The following is an 18,194-nucleotide window of genomic DNA, read 5'->3' as shown; positions in this document are numbered from 1 at the left end:
GGTCAGCCTCGCAATAACAGCTTCAGGGATACCTCGGGGTCGGCCAGGCTGGCCGGGTTGAGCGGGATGTGGGCGGTGATCAAGCGCTCGCACAGCTTGACGTCCTTGGCTGCGCGGTTACCCAAGGCCCAACCGCAGGCACCCTGCAAACGGTGACGGTCGTCAAGGTAGAACAGCAGCAGGCCACCGTCGGGCAATTCCCGGCGAACCATCAGCGCAGTCATCACCCCGACGGTGTGCAAGCCCCACGCGTATTGATCGGACCAGAAACCCGGGATCGTCTCGAACGCCAACTCCCGCCCCAGCAGGTTCAACGCCGCGAGACGGCCCTGGGCTTCGGCGTTGCGCCAGGTTTCCTGGCGCTGATAAAGGCCCGCCAGGCGAAACTCGCACACATCCCCCGCCGCGTAGATATCCGCCGCACTGGTGCGCAACTGCGCGTCGACACGAATGCCCTGCCCGACTTCCAAGCCTGCCGCCGCGGCCAACTCGATGTTAGGCTGCATGCCAATGCCGACCACCACCAGGTCGCAGGGCAGCCGTTGCCCGTCGACCAGTTGCACGGCGTCGACGTGGATGCACTCCAGCGCGACGTTCAAACGCACATCCACACCCTGCTCACGGTGCAAGGCCAGCAACGCGTCACTGATCACCGGCGGCAAAACCCGCCCTGCCAGCCGTGGCCCGGCTTCCAGTAGCGTCACCTCGCAGCCCAGCCCCCGCGCTGTCGCCGCCACCTCCAAGCCGATAAAACCACCGCCGACCACCACCAGCCTGGCGCCTGGCTTTAATTCATTGCGCAAGACCAACGCGTCATCATGGGTGCGCAGGTAAAACACGTTGGCCTGCTCCTGGGGCAAGCGTCGCGCCCGGCCTCCGGTGGCCAGCAGCAGGCCGGCATAGCTCAACCATTGGCCGTCGGCCAGTTGCAGCCGGTGGTGCTGGGGCTCCAGGCGGCTGACCGGGTTGGCGGCGATATGCTCGACCCCGAGCACCGCCAACTGCTGGCTGTCGCACAGGCTGCATTGCGCCAGGTCGCTCGAACCTTGCAGCAAGCCCTTGGACAACGGTGGCCGTTCGTAGGGCAGATGCGCTTCATCGCCGATCAGGATCAGGCGCCCGCTGTAGCCTTCTTCACGCAGGGTCAGTGCCGCACGGCCACCGGCATGGCCGGCGCCGACGATGATCAGGGGGGCGTTCATCCTTTGGCCGTGACGGCGAGCAGCACCCGCCCCGCATCCACCCGCACGGGGTAGGTCTTGAGGTTGACGCACACCGGCGCGCCCAAGGCCTTGCCGGAGCGGTAATCAAAGCGCCCGTTGTGCTTGGGGCACTCGATCACATGGTCCATCACCAGGCCGTCGGCCAGGTGGATTTTCTCGTGGGTGCACAGGCCGGCGGTGGCGAAGAATTCGTTATCGGCTGAACGGAACACCGCATAGGTCTGCGCGCCGTGGTCGAAGCGCAGCACGTCTTCTGCTTCTATTTCGCCCACGGCGCAGACGTCGATCCATTGATCGTTCATACATTTATCTCCAATGACTGGCTCTTACTCTGTGGCGAGCGAGCTTGCTCGCGCTGGGCTGCGAAGCGGCCCTAGATTCGTCTGTACGGTGTAGGTCTGAAGGGTTATTGGGGCTGCTGCGCAGCCCAGCGGGAGCAAGCTCCCTCGCCACGGGTGGGGCGTTGGACGAAATAGCCGGGGTCGCTGCGCTGGCGCCAGATCGTCGGAATGATTTCCTGGTAGGCCTGCCACAAGTTGGCATACGGCGGCGGGCAGTCGCTGCGGATATCTTCGTGCAGTTGACTGAGCGCGTGGTAAGGCACCATCGGGTACATGTGATGTTCGAGGTGGTAGTTCATGTTCATGTAGATAAAGCGCAGCACGCGGTTCATGTAGATGGTGCGGCAGTTACTGCGGTGGTCGAGCACATCTTCGGCCAGGCCCACGTGTTGGCTGATTCCAAACAGGTAACCGAGCCAGGCGCCATAGAGGCTGGGCAGGCCCACCAGCATCAGCGGCAACCAGCTGTGCAGGTACAGCGCGGTGCCGATGATCAGGGCGTAGAGGCCGACCCAGATACGCGCATCTCGGTACACCTTGGGCCACTCGGATTCGGGGATGAAGTCCTGCTCCTGGGCGCTCATTCGTCCGAGCGCATGGCGGGCCACGCCGCTGAAGGTCTTCCAGGCCAGGGGCAGGTTGAACAGACTGAGGGCCATCATCCATAAGCTTGGCGGGCGCGGCTCGACGATCTCCGGGTCACGGCCGACGACGATGGTGTCGGTGTGATGACGGGCATGGCTCCAGCGCCACACGTGGGGTTCGAAGAGGCACATGAAGCTTGCCACCTGATACAGCGCATCGTTCATCCAGCGGGTCTTGAAGGCGGTGCCGTGGCCGGTTTCGTGCCAGCGCGGGTTGGAGGCCGTACCGTAGAGCACACCGTAGGCGATAAAGAATAGCACGCAGGCCCAAGTGCCCCAGAACCAGTAGCCGCCGACACCGGTGGCCAACAACGCCGAGAACCACAGGGCGGTGTCGCGCAAGGCCGGGCCGTCACGGCGTTGCATCAGGGCTTTCATGCGATTGCGCGGGATGGGCGACTGGTACCAACGGGCCGAGACCAGGCCCTTGTCGGCGGCGCGGGCCGCTTCGGGGCCGGTGAGGCTGTAGTCGCGCCGAGCGCGGTGAGCAGTGTGTCCAGGCATTGTTATTGTTCTCCGCAAGCGTGGGTTTCAGGGGCTTTGCGAAACCAACGATAGAGCGCGGCTAAATCACCCTCAAGGCCTTGAATCCATTCCCTATCAAGCTATCATCCAGGCCCAGCGGGGCTTGATAGTTTTCTATCAAGACGCTCAAGGGGCCTGCCATGCACAACAACAAACGCCCAACCATCGCCACCGTTGCCGCCCATGCGGGGCTCAGCGTTGCCACCGTCGACCGCGTGCTGAACGCCCGCGCGCCGGTCAACCCCGGCACGGCCGAACAGGTGTTCCAGGCCGCCGAAGCGGTGGGCTATTTCGCCGCACGTCTGATCGGCCAGCGCATTCGCGAACGTCGGCCCACCTACCGTTTCGGCGTGCTGTTGCTGGGCACCGCCCAAGCCTTCTATGCGCAGTTGGCCCACGCCATCAGCGAGGCAGCGCAGCATCACGCCACCGCCAACCTGAGCTGCCAGTTCGACTACATCAACGACCGCACCCCCGGCGCCATCGTCGCGCAAATCGAACAACTGGCCGTGCAGTGCGACGCCCTCGCGGTAGTCAGCTTCGCCCATCCGTTGATCAACGCCTGCCTGGCGCAGATCCGCACAGCGGGCGTGCCGGTGGTTGCCCTGCTCTCGGACATCCATGAACACGCTGCCGAACCCTATGTAGGCCAGGACAACCACGTGGTCGGGCGCACCATGGGCTGGCTGCTGGCGCGCACCTGCGGCGCACGCAAAGGCAGCGTGGGCATCCTGTTGGGCGGCCATCGTTTCCTCGGCCATCAGGCACGGGTCGAAGGCTTGCACAGCTACCTGGCCGAACACGCGCCGGGGCTCAAGCCGTTGGAGCCGCTGATCAACCTGGACAACTGCGATATCACCGAAGAAGCCACCCTCGACCTGCTCAGCCGCCATACCGATTTGCGTGGGTTATGTGTGGTCGGCGGTGGTGGCGATGGCGTGATCAACGCCCTGGCGCAACTGCCCAAGCGCCCGGCGCTGTGCTGCATCCTGCAAGAGTCCACGCCATTGTCGCGTCAGGCATTGAGCAACGGCTTGATTGATGTGGTGATGGACTCGCAACCACGGCAGACAGCGATAGCACTGGTGCAATTACTGGTGGCGCTGCAAAGCGCCGAAGCATTCGACCCGACGCGCCATAGGGTGCATATACCGCCGCAGATCGTGACCCCGGAAAACATGTCACCTGATTAATGACGAAGCCCGCTCCCACATTTTTTTACCGTGCCAGGACTTAATCCAAATCGCTGGCGCTATGCCGCTCGGGCAACTGATCATCCCCCGACACCCGGTTCACCCGCCGCCCACGCTGCACCGCCGGCCGCGCATCAATCGCATCCGCCCAGCGCATCACATGCTTGTATTCATGTACCGACAAAAACTCTGCCGCACCATACAAACGGCCTTTGACCAACCCACCGTACCAAGGCCATATGGCGATATCGGCAATGGTGTATTCATCCCCGGCGATGTATTGGCTGACCGCCAGGCGCTTATCCAGCACATCCAGTTGGCGCTTGGTCTCCATGGCGAAGCGGTTGATCGGGTATTCCATCTTGCTCGGCGCATAGGCATAAAAATGCCCGAAGCCACCGCCCAGATAAGGCGCGCTACCCATCTGCCAGAACAGCCACGACAGGCATTCAGCCCGGGCTGCGGGCTGCGTAGGCAGGAACGCACCGAACTTCTCGGCCAGGTACTGCAAAATCGCGCCTGATTCGAACACGCGAATAGGTGTGGCGCCGCTGTGGTCCATCAGCGCAGGAATCTTCGAGTTCGGGTTCACCGCCACAAAGCCACTGCCGAACTGGTCGCCGTCGCCGATCTTGATCAGCCAGGCGTCGTATTCCGCGCCGCTGTGCCCCAGCGCCAGCAGTTCTTCAAGCAGTATCGTGACTTTCTGCCCATTGGGCGTGGCCAGCGAATACAGTTGCAGCGGATGCTTGCCCACCGGCAGCGGCTTTTCGTGAGTGGCGCCGGCGATGGGCCGGTTGATGCTGGCGAAGGTGCCGCCGCTTTCGGCGTCCCAGGTCCAGACTTTGGCAGGTACGTACTCGGTCATAATCAATGCTCCAGAGGCGCTTGCGATCAACTAAGCGCTCCAGACTAAACCAAAGGTTGATGACTCGTCACACCTATCAGCATGGAAGATTCGGCATGAACGACCGACTCGACGACCGACTCGACGACCTCCTCGCCGACCACTTTCGCCCGCTAGACGGCACCATGCCCCGCGCTTCGTGGCGTTCCTCAGCAAGCCCGGTTACCAAGAGCCCTGTTCGCGTCGCTACACCCAACCGCCGTCGACGATAAAGTTCTGCGCCGAGCACATCGCCGAGGCATCCGAGGCCAAAAACAGCGCCATGTTGGCGATGTGTTCCGGCATCACGCTGCCGGGCAGGCACTGGCTGCGGGCGATGAGTTCCCTGGCGGCGTCGTCGACCCACATGGCCAGTTGTTTTTCGGTCATCACCCAACCCGGTACCAAGGTGTTGACGCGGATACGGTTGGGCCCCAGTTCCCGCGCCAGGGCTCGGGTCATGCCGTGGGCGGCGGCCTTGCTGGCGGCGTACACGGGGTAGCCGGCCGAGGCCATCATCCAGCCCACCGAGCCCAGGTTGATGATCGAGCCGCCACCGGCCTCTTTCATCATGGGCACCACCGCCTTGGCGGCAAAGAAGGCGTGCTTGAGGTTGACCGCAATGAGCTGGTCGAACATGTGCGAGTCGATTTCTTCCAGGCTGTGGCGCACATCGTTCGCTGCATTGTTGACCAATACCGTGATCGCCCCCAGGGAATGCTCGAAACGCCCGATCGCCGCACGGTAGCCGATCTCGTCGGTGATATCGCAGCACTCGAACTCGACACTGTGCCCTTTGGAGTTCAGCAACGCCGCCAGGCGTTCACCCTGGCTCTGTGCACGGTCCACAAACGCCACCTTGGCACCCTGCGCGGCGAAGGCCCGCACCATGAACTCGCCAATCCCCGAAGCCCCGCCGGAAACCAGCACGGTTTTGTCCTTGAGGTCGGGATAAATCGCTTGCTGGGTAGTCATAACAATCAGTGCTCCGCTTAATTAGTCTTATTTTATTTTGCAAGAACGGCGTTAAAGGCTATAAATCTGCTGTCATATCGACAAAATATCTCAAATTAGTAGAACTATTCCAGCAAAACAACAAAAGGAAGTTCGACCATGAAGCACCCTCGATACCTGCTGTCCGGCCTCGCGCTGTCCATGCTGATCGCCAGCGGCGGCGCGCACGCAGCCGGCCTTAGCAGCGAACACAAACCCTTCGGTAAAACCAACGATGGCACCGCCGTCGAACAGTACGTGTTGCGCAACAGCCACGGCATGCAAGCCACGGTGATCACTTACGGCGGTGTGCTGCAGTCGCTCAAGGTGCCGGACAAGCACGGCAAGCTCGACGACGTGGTACTGGGCTTCGACGACGTGCAAGGTTATCAAGGCGGTACCGCGTTTTTCGGCGCCACCATCGGCCGCTTCGGCAATCGCCTGGCCGGCGGCGCCTTCGAACTCGACGGCAAACGCTACCAGGTGCCGCTCAACGACGGCCCCAATTCATTGCATGGCGGCGCCCAGGGCTTCGACAAGCAGGTGTGGCAAGCCAAATCGGTCAAGGACAAAGACTCGGTGGGGGTCACCCTCACCTACCTGTCCAAGGACGGGGAAATGGGCTTTCCGGGCAACTTGAAGACCGAGGTCACCTACCGCCTCAACGACAACAACGAACTGCACATCGACTACACCGCCACCACCGACAAGCCCACGGTGCTCAACCTCACCAACCACAGCTACTTCAACCTGGCCGGCGCGGGCAACGGCGACATTCTCAAGCAGGTCGCCACCTTGCACGCCAGCCACTACACACCGGTGAATGCCACCTTGATTCCCACCGGCGAACTGGCGCCGGTCAAGGGCACGCCAATGGATTTCCTGAAACCGACCGCCATCGGCCAGCACATCAAGGACGACCATCCGCAGCTCAAATTCGCCGAGCCCAAGCAAGGTGGCTTCGACTTCAACTGGGCGCTGGATACCAAAGGGGACGTCAAGCAGTTGGCCGCCGAGGTGCATGATCCTGAATCAGGACGGCGTTTGCAGCTCTACACCACAGAGCCCGGCGTACAGTTTTATACCAGCAACTTCCTCGACGGTTCGGTGAAGGGCAAAGGCGGCAAGACCTATCAGCATTGGAGTGGGTTTACTTTGGAGACCCAGCATTTTCCGGATGCGCCTAACCAACCGAGCTTTGCCTCGACCCGCTTGAATCCTGGGCAGACTTACACCCAACACACTCTTTTCAAGTTCACCGCTGATTAAATTGTGGGAGCTGGCTTGCCTGCGATAGCGGTGGCACAGGCTACACAATTATTGCCTGAACCAACGCTATCGCAGGCAAGCCAGCTCCCACATTGGTTTTTCACAGCGCCTGGGCTCAGCGTTGTTTCATACGGTCGATGACCACGGCCAACAGCAGGATCGAACCACGGATCACATACTGGTAGAAGGTATCGATGTTCTTCAGGTTCATCGCATTCTCGATGATCGCCAGAATCAACACCCCGGCAATCACATGGCGGATCATGCCGATGCCGCCGCTCAGCGACACCCCACCCAGCACGCAGGCCGAGATCACCGTGAGCTCGAAGCCCTGGCCGATCATGGGCTGGCCGGAGGTCATGCGTGAAGCCAGGATCACTCCTGCCAGCGCGCCAATCAGGCCGTGCACGGCAAAAATCAGGATCTTGGTGCGGTCAACGTTCACGCCCGCCAGCAGAGCCGCCTCCGGGTTACCGCCGATGGCCATGGTGTTGCGCCCATAGGTGGTGTAGTTGAGCAGCCAGCCGAAGAACAGGAAGCAAACAAGGGTGATCAGGATCGGCACCGGCACACCCAACAATTGGCCGTTGCCGAACACGAAGAATTGCTCCTGGGACACGCCTACCGCCTTGCCGTCGGCAAAGATGTAAGCCAGGCCGCGCACGATCTGCATGGTCGCCAGCGTAGTGATCAAGGCGTTGACCCGCAGTTTGGCGATCACGATGCCATTGATCAGCCCCACCATCAGGCCCATCAGCAGCGCTGCGCCAATGCCCAGCATCACGCTGTCGGTATCGCGCATCACAATCGCCGCAACCACGCCGGCGCAGGCGATCACCGAGCCTACCGACAAGTCGAAGTGCCCCGAGGCCAGGCAGAACAGCATGGTGCACGCGGCGATGCCCACAGTGGAAATAGCCAGGCCCAGACCGCGCATGTTCAGTGGCGAGAGGAAGTTATCGATCAGCAGCGCGCACAGTATGAAGATGCCCACCGCCGCCAAGAGCATCGCCCAGTTATCGAGCAATGCGCGCATATCGAGGGGTTTGCGTGCCGAGGGCAGCGCGTTGTTTTGGATAGTCATGGTCGTCTCTCAGTTCGCCAGGCCGCGTGGCAAGGCCAGTTGCAGCAGGTTGGATTCAGTCGCGTGCTCGCGCAGTTGTTCGCCGCGCAGGGCGCCTTCGCACAGCACCAGGATGCGGTCGGAGATGCCCATCACTTCCATCAGGTCGCTGGACACCACGATCACCGCAATGCCACTGGCCGCCAGGTTATGGATGATCTGGTAGATCTCCGACTTGGCGCCGATGTCGATACCCCGGGTGGGTTCGTCCAACAGCAGGACCTTCATCGGCATCGACAACCAGCGGCCAAGGATGGCTTTCTGTTGGTTGCCGCCGGACAGGTACAGGATTTTCTGCTCGGCACTCGGCGTCTTGACCTTCATGGCCTGGATCTGCCGCTCGGCGTTGCCCCTCTCCCAGCCGTCGCGCAGCAACCAGCCGAACGAGGCATGGGCACTACGGGCGCTGATGTTGATATTTTCCGCCACGCTGGACAGCGGAATGATGCCTTCCTTTTTGCGGTCTTCCGGACACAGCAATACCCCGGCGGCGATGGCGTCGCGGGGTGAGCGCAGTTGCAGCGCTTGCCCGCACAGTTCCAGGCTGCCGGCACTGGCGCGCTCCAACCCACTGAGCAGGCGAAACAGCTCGGTACGCCCCGCGCCCACCAGCCCGAACAAGCCCAGGATCTCGCCCTTGCGCACCTGGAAACTGATTGGTTCACGCAGGCCGGGGCCGAGCAAGCCGTCCACCTTGAGCGCCACTTCGCCCTGCTCACGCGGTCGGTAATCGTAAATATCCTGGATATCGCGACCGACCATGCAGGTCACCAACTGATCGTGGGTCAGCGTGTTCATGTCCTCGAACGTGCGCACGTAGCGACCGTCCTTGAACACCGTCACTGCGTCGCAGATACGGAACACTTCTTCCATACGGTGCGACACGTAGAGCACCACTTTGCCCTCCTCGCGCAGGCGCGTGATGATCGCCATCAAGCGGTCGATTTCCCGCGCCGATAAACTGCTGGTGGGTTCATCAAAGGCGATCACATGGGCGCCACGGGACAGCGCCTTGGCGATTTCCACCAGTTGGCGCTGGCCCAGGGACAGGCGCCCGAGTTTCTCGTCGGGGTCGATTTCATCGGCCAGGCCCTTGAGGCAAGCCAGGGCCTGCTTGCGCAGCAGGCTCCGGTTGACCACGCCAAAGCGCGTGGGCAAATGCCCGAGGAACAGGTTCTCGGCCACGCTCATTTCCGGCACCAGGTGCAGCTCCTGGTGAATCACCGCCACACCGCAGGCGATGCTGTCGGCGGCGCATTTGAAGGCCATGGTCTGCGCGCCGATCTGCACCGTACCGCTGGACGGAATGTAGGCGCCGCCGAGGATTTTCAGCAGGGTCGACTTGCCGGCGCCGTTCTCGCCCATCAGCGCGTGCACCTGCCCCGGGTGGGCGGTGAAGCAAATGCCATCCAGCGCCTTGACCCCGGGAAAGGTCTTGCCGATGCCGTCAAACCGCAGGGCCGCAGCGGTCATTTCCACAGCCCGATCTTGGTCAGTTCTGCCTGGAAGTTTTCACGGGTGATCAGCGTCACTTCGTCCATGGCGGTGTATTTCGGCGGCTCGGTGCCCTGGGTGACCCACTCGTACATCATCTCAGCGGTTTTGTAGCCTTCAATGTGCGGGCTGGGCAGCATCGAGCCGAAGAAGCCGCTGTTGGCTTTCTTCAATTCGCCGATGGCGTCGGTGCCATTGATGCCGATACCGATCACATTGGCTGCGGCGAAACCGGCACTTTCGGTGGCGCGCACGCCGCCGAGCACGGTGTTGTCGTTCATGCCGCCGATGATCAGGTTCTTCGCGCTACCCGGCAGCTTGACCAGGGCCGAGTTGGTGGCGTCCATGCTGCCGGGTACGTCGAGGGTTTTCAGTGGGGCGGTGAGGATGTGATCTTTAGGAATGCCAGCCTCTTCCAGCGACTTGATCGAGCCGTCGGTGCGCTTCTTACCGGTGTCGAGCTCGTTGAAGGTGTTGATCACCGCATAGGTGTCCTTCCAGTCCCAACCGCGTTTTTTCGCTTCGGCGGCCATGGCGGCGCCCTGCTTCTGGCCCACTTCAAACGCGGCCATTCCAAGGTATGGCACGTCTTCCATGAAGTTGCCCTTGGCATCGACAAAGCGGTCATCCACGGCCATCACTTTCAAACCGTTGACCTTGGCCTTGGCAACGATGGCCGGGCCCAGGGACACGTCCGGCGGGCAGATCACGAAGCCTTTGGCGCCGTTGGCGGCCAGGCTGTCGATGGCCGAGAGGGTTTTCTCGCCGTCCGGCACCGCGATCTTGATGAGTTTGAAGCCTTTGTCCTGGGCGGCTTTTTCCGCAAACGCCCATTCCGTCTGGAACCACGGCTCTTCGGCCTGCTTGACCAGAAAACCGATCTTCACTTCTTCAGCGGATACGATGCTGCTGAGGCTGCTTAACGCAACAGCGGCAGCCAGAACGCGTAGAACCTTTTTCATGAACGACACCTCTTGTTGTTGTTTTTTGAGTCTTGGGGTTAACCGGCGAAACGATGGCAAGGCTTGCCAGGAACATCGACCTCAATGGCCAATACCGCACCATCAAGGGGGTGATCCAAGGGACTCGCCGCGCTGGTGATGTACAGCGTGGTGAGATCGGGCCCACCGAACACGCAACTGGTGGGACGGCTGACCGGTAGTTCGATGATGCGATCCACCTCACCTGAAGGCGTTAGCCGCAGCAGGCAACTGCCGTCCCAGCGCGCGTTCCAGATGTAGCCGTCGGCGTCCATGGCCGAGCCATCCGGCCCGCCGCGTGTGTGCGGCCCGAACCAGGCCTGGGCGGCGCCGAGTTGGCCGTCAGCCTGGATCGAATGCTGATAGAGCGTACCGTCCATGCTGTCGCCGAAATGCACCTGGCTGCCCGCCTCGTTCCAAAGCAAGGTGTTGGGAATGCCCAGGCCGGCCAGCAACGGCGTGACCCGCGCATCGGCATCGATGCGAAACAAGCCACCGGAGCGCCGGGTAATCGGCAGGTCTTCGCCCTGCTCGCCAATGTTGTTCTGCATGGTGCCCAACCACAGCCGGCCCTGGGCATCGCAGCGTGCTTCATTGCCGCGGTTGCCCGTTTGCGGGTCGGCTACGCACAGCAGGGTCAAGGCTTCGGTGGCCAGGTCCAGGCGATACACGCCGCTGCTCAAGGTCACCAGCGCATCGCCGCGTTCACAGGGGATGAACGCCGAGACGTGCTCGGGCAACTGCCACACCTGCAACTGCCCACCCATCAGACGCAGCGCCTGGCGGGCGGCGATATCCACCCAATACAGGGCCTGGGTCGGTACATCCCAGAACGGCCCTTCGCCCAACCGGGCACGGTGCGGGGTGACTGCGCTCAACGACATGAAGCCTCCTGATCAGTTACAGCGATTCGCGCGATGGCGTGCCATTTACCAGCCGCTGAATGCGCAAGGGGTTGGCGTTTTTCAACGCGTCGGGCAGCAGGCTATCAGGGTAGTTCTGGAAGCACACCGGGCGCAGGAAACGGTCGATGGCCAAGGTGCCGACCGAGGTGCCACGGGCGTCGGAAGTCGCCGGGTACGGCCCGCCGTGAACCATGGAATCGCACACCTCCACGCCAGTGGGGTAACCGTTGAGCAGGATGCGCCCGACTTTCTGTTCCAGCAGGGGCGTGAGTTCGGCGAACTGGTGCAGGTCGGTCGGTTCGCCGATGAGCGTGGCGGTCAATTGCCCGTGCAGCCCCTGCAGGGCGGCGCTGAGTTGGGCCTGATCGGCCACTTCGACGAACACCGTGGTGGGGCCGAAGACTTCTTCCTGGAGCACTTCATCGCCGTCAATCAACAGACGTACATCCGCCTTGAACAGTTGCGGTTGCGCCTGATTGCCCGATTGCGCGCTGCCCGCCAGATGCTGGATGCCCGGGTGAGACCGGAGTTTTTCCAGGCCCTTGCCGTAGCTGCCCAAGGTGCCGGCATTCAGCATGGTTTGTGGCGGTTGCTCGCCGATCAATTGCGCGACCTGCTGAGTGAACGCGGTGAACGCAGGCGAGGCGATACCGATCACCAGGCCTGGGTTGGTGCAGAACTGGCCGCAGCCTTGTACCACCGACGCGGTCAGGTCACGGGCAATGCTTTCAGCGCGGGCTTGCAGCGCCTGGGGCAGCACGATCACCGGGTTGATACTCGACATCTCGGCAAACACCGGGATCGGTTGCGGGCGCGCCGCGGCCATGTCGCAGAGGGCGCGGCCGCCTTTGAGCGAGCCGGTAAAGCCTACCGCCTGGATCGCCGGATGCTTGACCAGCGCCTCACCGACGCCGCCGCCAAAGATCATATTGAACACGCCGGCCGGCATCTCGGTGGCCTCGGCGGCACGAATGATTGCATCGGCCACGCGCTCGGCGGTCGCCATGTGCCCACTGTGGGCCTTGAACACCACCGGGCAGCCGGCGGCCAGCGCGGCAGCGGTGTCGCCGCCAGCCGTGGAAAATGCCAGGGGGAAGTTGCTGGCGCCGAACACCGCCACCGGGCCGAGGCCGATACGGTATTGGCGCAGGTCCGGGCGCGGCAGCGGCTGGCGCTCTGGCAAGGCCTTGTCGATACGCGCGCCGTAGAAGTCACCACGGCGCAGCACGGTGGCGAACAAACGCATCTGGCCGCTGGTGCGCCCGCGTTCGCCTTTGATGCGTGCGGCCGGCAAGGCGGTTTCGCGGCAGACCAGTTCGACGAAGTCATCGCCCAAGGCGTCCAGCTCATCGGCCACCGCATCCAGGAACTGCGCACGCCGTGCGGCGCTCAAGGCGCGATAGGCCGGGTAAGCCTGGGCCGCGGCCTGGGCGGCGGCGTCCACTTCCTGGGCAGTGGCCTGGTAGAAATCCTGGGGCAAGGCTTCGCCGGTGGTGGCATCGATACTGTGCAGCTTGGTGCTGCCGTTGGCGCTGCGCTGGCCGCCGATGTAGTTGTGGCCGAGGAACTGGGTCATGTTGATCTCCTTAAAGGGGGGTGACTTGGCCGGGTTCAAATGCCGCATCGCTGCTGCCGATACCGTTGATCAACGGCGCGCCGAATTCAGCCTGGCTGATCTCGAACACATCGCCCGGCTGGGTACGTATACCGTCGGCGAATGACAAGGTGGCGGTGCCGAAGAAGTGAATGTGCACATCACCCGGCTTGAGGAACTGGCTGTATTTGAAGTGGTGGTATTCGAGGTTTTCCAGGCTGTGGCACATATTGGCCTCGCCACTGAGGAATTCGTTCTGCCAGATGACCTCGCCGTTGCGCAGGATGCGGCTGGTGCCCGCCAGATGCTCGGGCAGTTCGCCCACGCGCAACTCCGGGCCATAGCTGCAACTGCGCAGCTTGGAATGGGCCAGGTACAGGTAGTTCTTGCGCTCCATCACATGGTCGGAGAACTCGTTGCCCACCGCAAAACCCAGGCGATAGGGTTTACGGTCATGCCCGATCACATAGAGGCCGCCGATTTCCGGCTCTTCGCCGGCGTCTTCGGCGAACGGCGGCACCGGGAAGGCCTGGCCCGGGCGCACGACGATGCTGCCATCGCCTTTGTAAAACCACTCCGGTTGCACACCGGCCTGGCCGGCGCCTGGTTTGCCGCCCTCCACGCCCCATTTGAAGATGCGCATGGTGTCGGTCATCGCGCTGTCGTCGCCGGCCTGCTGGTGCATCTTGTCGCGGGCCGAGGCACTGCCCAGGTGGGTGAGGCCAGTGCCGCTGATCAGCATATGGGCTGGGTCCGGGTGGTCCAGCGGCGGCAGGATTTTGTGTTCCGCCAACAAGGCGGCGTAGTCATGGCTGCCGCCCAGGCCGAGGGCTTCTACCTGTTGCTGCAACTTGCCGCCGGCATCGATGGCGGCCAGCGCGAGTTCACGCACGCTGTGGGCGCCGCGCACTTCGCGTACCTGGTTGCCTTCTACCACGCCGACGCGGCGCTCACCGTTGCTCAACTCGAACTGAACTAAACGCATGCAGGTTCTCCTGGATTTAAGTACGTGTGGCGCCACGGGCGCTGGCGGCGAATTGGTCAACGGGCAGCACGTGCTTGCGTTCCAGCAAGCGGTAGACCACGAGGGTCAGCAGCAACCCGAACACCATCACACCGGATAAGAAATACAAGCCTGAGGCCAGGTTGCCGGTGTACTCCTTGAGCGCACCGATCACGAACGGGCCGATGTAACCGCCGAGGTTGCCCACCGAGTTGATCAAGGCAATACCGGCCGCCGCACTGGCGCCGGCAAAAAAGCGCCCCGGCAGCGTCCAGAACACGGCGGTGCAGGAAAACATGGCAAACGCCGCCAGGCACAGCGCGGCCATTTGCAGCACTGGCACGGCAAGCCAGGCGCTGCAGAACAGGCCGATGGCGCCCAGTACATAGAGCACGGCGAGATGGCCGTAACGGTCGTTCAAGCGGTCGGAGCTGCGCGGGATGATCAACAGGCCGATGATGCCGAAGATATAGGGCACCGCGGAGATGAAGCCGGTGGTGAGGTCGCTGCCGCCAAACTGCTTGATCAGGGTCGGCAGCCACAGGCCGAGGCCGTAGATGCTCAGGGTCACCGGCAGGTAGAACAGCGCCAGCAGCAACACGCGCTTGTCTTTGAGCGCATGCAAGGGGTTGCCATGGCGCGTCTGGCCGTAGGCTTGCAGGTCTTTGTGCAGCTCGCCGGTGAGCCAGGTTTTTTCTTCCTCGCTCATCCAGCTGACCTGCTTCGGGCCGTCCGGCAGGTAGCGCAGCACCGGCCAGGTCAGCAGGATCGCCGGGCTGCCGATCACGATGAACAGCCACTGCCAGCCATGCAGGCCAAGGATGCCGTCCATGCCGAGCAAACCGCCGGACACCGGGCCGGTGATCATCATTGCAATAGGTTGGGAGAGGATGAACAGCCCGAGAATCTTGCCGCGATGGCGCACCGGGAACCACTGGGTGATGTAGTACAGCACGCCAGGAAAGAACCCCGCCTCCGCCGCGCCCAGCAGGAAGCGCATCACATAGAAGCTGTGCGGCCCCTGCACGAACGCCATGCCAATGGTGATGGCGCCCCAGGTGATCATGATGCGCGCAAACCAGCGCCGCGCGCCGAAGCGGTCGAGCATCAGGTTGCTGGGGATCTCGAACAAAAAGTAGCCGATGAAGAACAAGCCCGCGCCCAAGCCATAGGCAGCGTCACCGATGCCAACGTCGGCACCCATGTGCAGTTTGGCGAACCCTACGGCGGAACGGTCTACATAGGCGATCAGGTACAGCAGGATCAGGAAGGGAATCAGTTTCAGCGTGATGCGCCGAATAAGCCGCAGTTCCTGGCTCATGGGGTCGATCTCCGATTGTTGTTTTTATAGAAGCTCGGGGGACGCCTCTGGCGAAATTCGCCAGGGCCATACCTCAGTTAACATCGACTATATAGTATGACTATTTGCAAAACAACACTTCCAAAGCGGTGATTTTGCGCTTATGTTTAAGCACGCATAGAACATATAGTCATACAATAAGAGAAACGATCATGCCTGACAAAAAGCCCGGCCTACGCTCTGCCCAGTGGTTCGGTACCGCCGACAAAAACGGCTTCATGTACCGCAGCTGGATGAAGAACCAAGGCATTGCCGACCATCAGTTCCATGGCAAGCCGATCATCGGCATCTGTAACACCTGGTCGGAGCTGACCCCGTGCAATGCGCACTTCCGCCAGATCGCCGAGCACGTCAAGCGTGGCGTGATCGAGGCCGGAGGCTTCCCGGTGGAGTTCCCGGTGTTTTCCAATGGCGAATCCAACCTGCGCCCTACCGCCATGCTCACTCGCAACCTGGCGAGCATGGATGTGGAAGAAGCGATTCGCGGTAATCCGATTGATGGCGTGGTACTGCTCACCGGCTGCGACAAGACCACCCCGGCGCTGCTGATGGGCGCGGCCAGTTGTGATGTGCCGGCCATCGTGGTCACCGGCGGACCGATGCTCAACGGCAAGCACAAGGGCCAGGACATCGGCTCGGGGACGGTGGTGTGGCAGCTCAGCGAACAGGTCAAGGCCGGCACCATCACCCTGGATGACTTCCTCGCGGCCGAGGGCGGCATGTCGCGCTCGGCAGGCACCTGCAACACCATGGGCACCGCCTCGACCATGGCCTGCATGGCCGAGGCACTGGGCACTTCCCTGCCCCACAACGCGGCGATTCCGGCCGTGGATGCACGCCGCTATGTACTGGCGCACATGTCGGGCATGCGCGCCGTGGAGATGGTGCGTGAGGACTTGAAACTGTCGAAAATCCTCACCAAGGAGGCGTTTGAAAACGCTATCCGCGTGAACGCGGCCATCGGCGGCTCGACCAACGCCGTGATCCACTTGAAAGCCATCGCCGGGCGCATCGGCGTCGAACTCGACCTGGATGACTGGACCCGCATCGGCCGCGGCATGCCGACCATCGTCGACCTGCAGCCCTCCGGGCGCTTTCTGATGGAAGAGTTCTACTACGCTGGCGGCCTGCCCGCGGTGCTGCGTCGCCTGGGTGAGGCCAACCTGATCCCCCACCCCAACGCCTTGACGGTCAACGGCAAGTCCCTAGGCGAGAACACCAAGGATTCGCCGATCTACGGCCAAGACGAAGTGATCCGCACGCTGGACAACCCGATCCGCGCCGACGGCGGCATCTGCGTACTGCGTGGCAACCTCGCGCCCCTGGGCGCGGTGCTCAAGCCTTCGGCAGCGAGCCCCGAACTGATGCAGCACCGTGGCCGCGCCGTGGTGTTCGAGAACTTCGACATGTACAAGGCACGCATCAACGACCCGGAGCTGGACGTGGATGCCAATTCGATCCTGGTCATGAAGAACTGCGGCCCCAAGGGTTACCCCGGCATGGCCGAAGTCGGCAACATGGGCCTGCCCGCCAAGCTGCTGGCCCAGGGCGTGACAGACATGGTGCGCATTTCCGATGCGCGCATGAGCGGCACCGCCTACGGCACCGTGGTGTTGCACGTGGCACCGGAAGCCGCTGCTGGCGGGCCGTTGGCGACAGTGAAGGAAGGTGACTGGATCGAACTCGATTGCGCCAATGGCCGCCTGCACCTGGATATTCCAGACGCCGAGCTGGCAGCGCGCATGGCCGACCTGCCCCCCGCGCAGAACCTCATCGTCGGCGGCTATCGTCAGCTGTATATCGACCATGTGCTGCAAGCCGACCAGGGCTGCGACTTTGACTTCCTGGTGGGCTGCCGCGGCGCAGAAGTCCCACGGCATTCCCACTAATTGGGATGCTATGATGCGGCGAATCTAAGCCAGAGCCTCCCCGTCGTTATGGATCACCAGCCGCCCAAGCCGCGCAAGAGCCAGCATGCCCAGATCGTTCAGGACTTGGGCATGCACATCGTTTCCGGTCGCTTCAAGCCTGAAGAACGCTTGCCCATGGAAGCCACGCTGTGCGAGGAATACCAGGTCAGCCGCTCGGTATTGCGCGAAGCCACGCGGGTGCTCAGCGCCAAGGGCCTGGTGTATTCCAAGCCACGGGTGGGCGCGGTGGTACGGCCACGCTTGAAATGGCACCTGCTCGACCCGGACGTGCTGTCCTGGTTGATGCAGTCCACGCCCCACAGCGAGTTCTTCAACACCCTGGCCGGGGTGCGCCGCATTCTCGAACCGGAAATCGCCGCCATGGCCGCGACCACCGCCACCGACGAAGACATCGCCACCATCGAACAAGCCTACCAAGGCATGGAAACCGCCAAGACCCACGAGGACCTGTTACAGGCCGACCTGGACTTCCACCGGGCGATTGCCGACGCCACCCGCAACGACCTGCTCGCCTATATGTGCAACATGCTCTCGCTGCCGTTGCGCGAGTCGATCAACATCACCAACCGCCGTCCGGATATCCAGGGCCTGAGTCTGCCTCGGCACAAAGCGATCCTCACGGCGATCCAGAACCGCGATGCCCTGGGCGCACGGCATGCGTCGCTGGTGCAACTGGATGACACGCGGGTGGCGCTGGATACGGTGATGAACGTGTTGACGCCGTTGTGAG

The 18,194-nt window shown here is 62.4% G+C and carries 16 protein-coding genes; 4 read left to right on the top strand and 12 right to left on the bottom strand.

All coding sequences use genetic code 11. The features are described from left to right. Nucleotides 1-2: 2 nt before the first annotated feature. The 3 genes from CLM72_RS11630 to CLM72_RS11620 form a co-directional block, all read right to left on the bottom strand. Nucleotides 3-1,202: an NAD(P)/FAD-dependent oxidoreductase gene (locus tag CLM72_RS11630; protein WP_105226533.1), complete on the bottom strand. Its 1,200-nt coding sequence runs from the start codon at nt 1,200-1,202 to the stop codon at nt 3-5. Then, nucleotides 1,199-1,525, bottom strand: a complete 327-nt coding sequence (locus CLM72_RS11625) for a MocE family 2Fe-2S type ferredoxin (protein ID WP_105226532.1) — start codon at nt 1,523-1,525, stop codon at nt 1,199-1,201. Before CLM72_RS11625 ends, CLM72_RS11630 begins: the two co-directional genes overlap by 4 nt. Before the next feature lie 104 nt (nt 1,526-1,629). Beyond that, on the bottom strand, nt 1,630-2,712 hold the full coding sequence (locus tag CLM72_RS11620) for a fatty acid desaturase family protein (RefSeq protein WP_105226531.1): 1,083 nt from the start codon (nt 2,710-2,712) through the stop codon (nt 1,630-1,632). A gap of 161 nt (nt 2,713-2,873) precedes the next feature. Here CLM72_RS11620 and CLM72_RS11615 point away from each other — a divergent pair, with 161 nt between their 5' ends. Beyond that, nucleotides 2,874-3,926: a LacI family DNA-binding transcriptional regulator gene (locus CLM72_RS11615; RefSeq protein ID WP_105226530.1), complete on the top strand. Its 1,053-nt coding sequence runs from the start codon at nt 2,874-2,876 to the stop codon at nt 3,924-3,926. Between the two features lie 40 nt (nt 3,927-3,966). On the opposite strand, the gene yghU is transcribed toward CLM72_RS11615, so the two are convergent. After that, on the bottom strand, nt 3,967-4,794 hold the full coding sequence (gene yghU, locus CLM72_RS11610; protein ID WP_105226529.1) for a glutathione-dependent disulfide-bond oxidoreductase: 828 nt from the start codon (nt 4,792-4,794) through the stop codon (nt 3,967-3,969). A 225-nt stretch (nt 4,795-5,019) separates the two neighbouring features. Then, nucleotides 5,020-5,787, bottom strand: coding sequence for an SDR family NAD(P)-dependent oxidoreductase (locus CLM72_RS11605; RefSeq protein WP_105226528.1), 768 nt, complete (start codon nt 5,785-5,787; stop codon nt 5,020-5,022). A gap of 138 nt (nt 5,788-5,925) precedes the next feature. Between CLM72_RS11605 and CLM72_RS11600 the strand changes: the two genes are divergently transcribed. Beyond that, the gene (locus tag CLM72_RS11600; protein ID WP_105226527.1) at nt 5,926-7,074 is read left to right on the top strand and encodes an aldose epimerase family protein; all 1,149 of its coding nucleotides are present in this window, start codon (nt 5,926-5,928) and stop codon (nt 7,072-7,074) included. 115 nt (nt 7,075-7,189) lie between these two features. On the opposite strand, the gene araH is transcribed toward CLM72_RS11600, so the two are convergent. Genes araH through CLM72_RS11565 form a run of 7 tightly spaced genes read right to left on the bottom strand, consistent with a single transcriptional unit; the run spans nt 7,190 to nt 15,494 of the window. Next, the gene (gene araH / locus CLM72_RS11595; protein WP_105226526.1) at nt 7,190-8,158 is read right to left on the bottom strand and encodes an L-arabinose ABC transporter permease AraH; all 969 of its coding nucleotides are present in this window, start codon (nt 8,156-8,158) and stop codon (nt 7,190-7,192) included. Nucleotides 8,159-8,167: 9 nt separating this feature from the next. Continuing rightward, nucleotides 8,168-9,670 (bottom strand): L-arabinose ABC transporter ATP-binding protein AraG, encoded by a 1,503-nt coding sequence (araG, locus tag CLM72_RS11590; RefSeq protein ID WP_105226525.1) that lies wholly within the window; start codon nt 9,668-9,670, stop codon nt 8,168-8,170. After that, the gene (locus CLM72_RS11585; RefSeq protein ID WP_105226524.1) at nt 9,667-10,653 is read right to left on the bottom strand and encodes a substrate-binding domain-containing protein; all 987 of its coding nucleotides are present in this window, start codon (nt 10,651-10,653) and stop codon (nt 9,667-9,669) included. Before CLM72_RS11585 ends, araG begins: the two co-directional genes overlap by 4 nt. 38 nt (nt 10,654-10,691) lie before the next feature. Further along, nucleotides 10,692-11,555, bottom strand: coding sequence for an SMP-30/gluconolactonase/LRE family protein (locus tag CLM72_RS11580; RefSeq protein WP_105226523.1), 864 nt, complete (start codon nt 11,553-11,555; stop codon nt 10,692-10,694). 16 nt (nt 11,556-11,571) lie between these two features. Next, entirely contained in the window at nt 11,572-13,152 is a 1,581-nt protein-coding gene (locus tag CLM72_RS11575; protein ID WP_105226522.1) for an aldehyde dehydrogenase (NADP(+)), read from the bottom strand. Nucleotides 13,153-13,162: 10 nt separating this feature from the next. Further along, a complete protein-coding gene (araD1, locus tag CLM72_RS11570; RefSeq protein ID WP_060763640.1) occupies nt 13,163-14,155 on the bottom strand; it encodes an AraD1 family protein in 993 nt (330 codons plus the stop codon). 16 nt (nt 14,156-14,171) lie between these two features. Continuing rightward, nucleotides 14,172-15,494, bottom strand: coding sequence for an MFS transporter (locus tag CLM72_RS11565; RefSeq protein WP_105226521.1), 1,323 nt, complete (start codon nt 15,492-15,494; stop codon nt 14,172-14,174). Nucleotides 15,495-15,685: 191 nt separating this feature from the next. On the opposite strand from CLM72_RS11565, the gene CLM72_RS11560 reads away from it, so the two are divergent. Both CLM72_RS11560 and CLM72_RS11555 read left to right on the top strand, forming a co-directional pair. Beyond that, nucleotides 15,686-17,422 carry an IlvD/Edd family dehydratase gene (locus CLM72_RS11560; RefSeq protein WP_003190553.1) on the top strand — a complete coding sequence of 579 codons (1,737 nt, stop codon included), beginning with the start codon at nt 15,686-15,688 and terminating at the stop codon, nt 17,420-17,422. 48 nt (nt 17,423-17,470) lie between these two features. After that, the gene (locus tag CLM72_RS11555) at nt 17,471-18,193 is read left to right on the top strand and encodes a FadR/GntR family transcriptional regulator (RefSeq protein WP_034126739.1); all 723 of its coding nucleotides are present in this window, start codon (nt 17,471-17,473) and stop codon (nt 18,191-18,193) included. Nucleotide 18,194: the final 1 nt, after the last annotated feature.

Source organism: Pseudomonas sp. MYb193, from assembly GCF_002966775.1.
In the GTDB taxonomy this organism is placed as follows: Bacteria; Pseudomonadota; Gammaproteobacteria; order Pseudomonadales; family Pseudomonadaceae; genus Aquipseudomonas; species Aquipseudomonas paracarnis.
Note: the sequence above shows the minus strand (reverse complement) of the source record. Positions and strands in the feature narration are given on the sequence as shown.

Coding starts and splice junctions, on each gene's coding strand:
- CLM72_RS11630 (WP_105226533.1), bottom strand. CDS start 1,202: ATGAACGCCCCCCTGATCATCGTCGGCGCCGGCCATGCCGGTGGCCGT.
- CLM72_RS11625 (WP_105226532.1), bottom strand. CDS start 1,525: ATGAACGATCAATGGATCGACGTCTGCGCCGTGGGCGAAATAGAAGCA.
- CLM72_RS11620 (WP_105226531.1), bottom strand. CDS start 2,712: ATGCCTGGACACACTGCTCACCGCGCTCGGCGCGACTACAGCCTCACC.
- CLM72_RS11615 (WP_105226530.1), top strand. CDS start 2,874: ATGCACAACAACAAACGCCCAACCATCGCCACCGTTGCCGCCCATGCG.
- yghU (WP_105226529.1), bottom strand. CDS start 4,794: ATGACCGAGTACGTACCTGCCAAAGTCTGGACCTGGGACGCCGAAAGC.
- CLM72_RS11605 (WP_105226528.1), bottom strand. CDS start 5,787: ATGACTACCCAGCAAGCGATTTATCCCGACCTCAAGGACAAAACCGTG.
- CLM72_RS11600 (WP_105226527.1), top strand. CDS start 5,926: ATGAAGCACCCTCGATACCTGCTGTCCGGCCTCGCGCTGTCCATGCTG.
- araH (WP_105226526.1), bottom strand. CDS start 8,158: ATGACTATCCAAAACAACGCGCTGCCCTCGGCACGCAAACCCCTCGAT.
- araG (WP_105226525.1), bottom strand. CDS start 9,670: ATGACCGCTGCGGCCCTGCGGTTTGACGGCATCGGCAAGACCTTTCCC.
- CLM72_RS11585 (WP_105226524.1), bottom strand. CDS start 10,653: ATGAAAAAGGTTCTACGCGTTCTGGCTGCCGCTGTTGCGTTAAGCAGC.
- CLM72_RS11580 (WP_105226523.1), bottom strand. CDS start 11,555: ATGTCGTTGAGCGCAGTCACCCCGCACCGTGCCCGGTTGGGCGAAGGG.
- CLM72_RS11575 (WP_105226522.1), bottom strand. CDS start 13,152: ATGACCCAGTTCCTCGGCCACAACTACATCGGCGGCCAGCGCAGCGCC.
- araD1 (WP_060763640.1), bottom strand. CDS start 14,155: ATGCGTTTAGTTCAGTTCGAGTTGAGCAACGGTGAGCGCCGCGTCGGC.
- CLM72_RS11565 (WP_105226521.1), bottom strand. CDS start 15,494: ATGAGCCAGGAACTGCGGCTTATTCGGCGCATCACGCTGAAACTGATT.
- CLM72_RS11560 (WP_003190553.1), top strand. CDS start 15,686: ATGCCTGACAAAAAGCCCGGCCTACGCTCTGCCCAGTGGTTCGGTACC.
- CLM72_RS11555 (WP_034126739.1), top strand. CDS start 17,471: ATGGATCACCAGCCGCCCAAGCCGCGCAAGAGCCAGCATGCCCAGATC.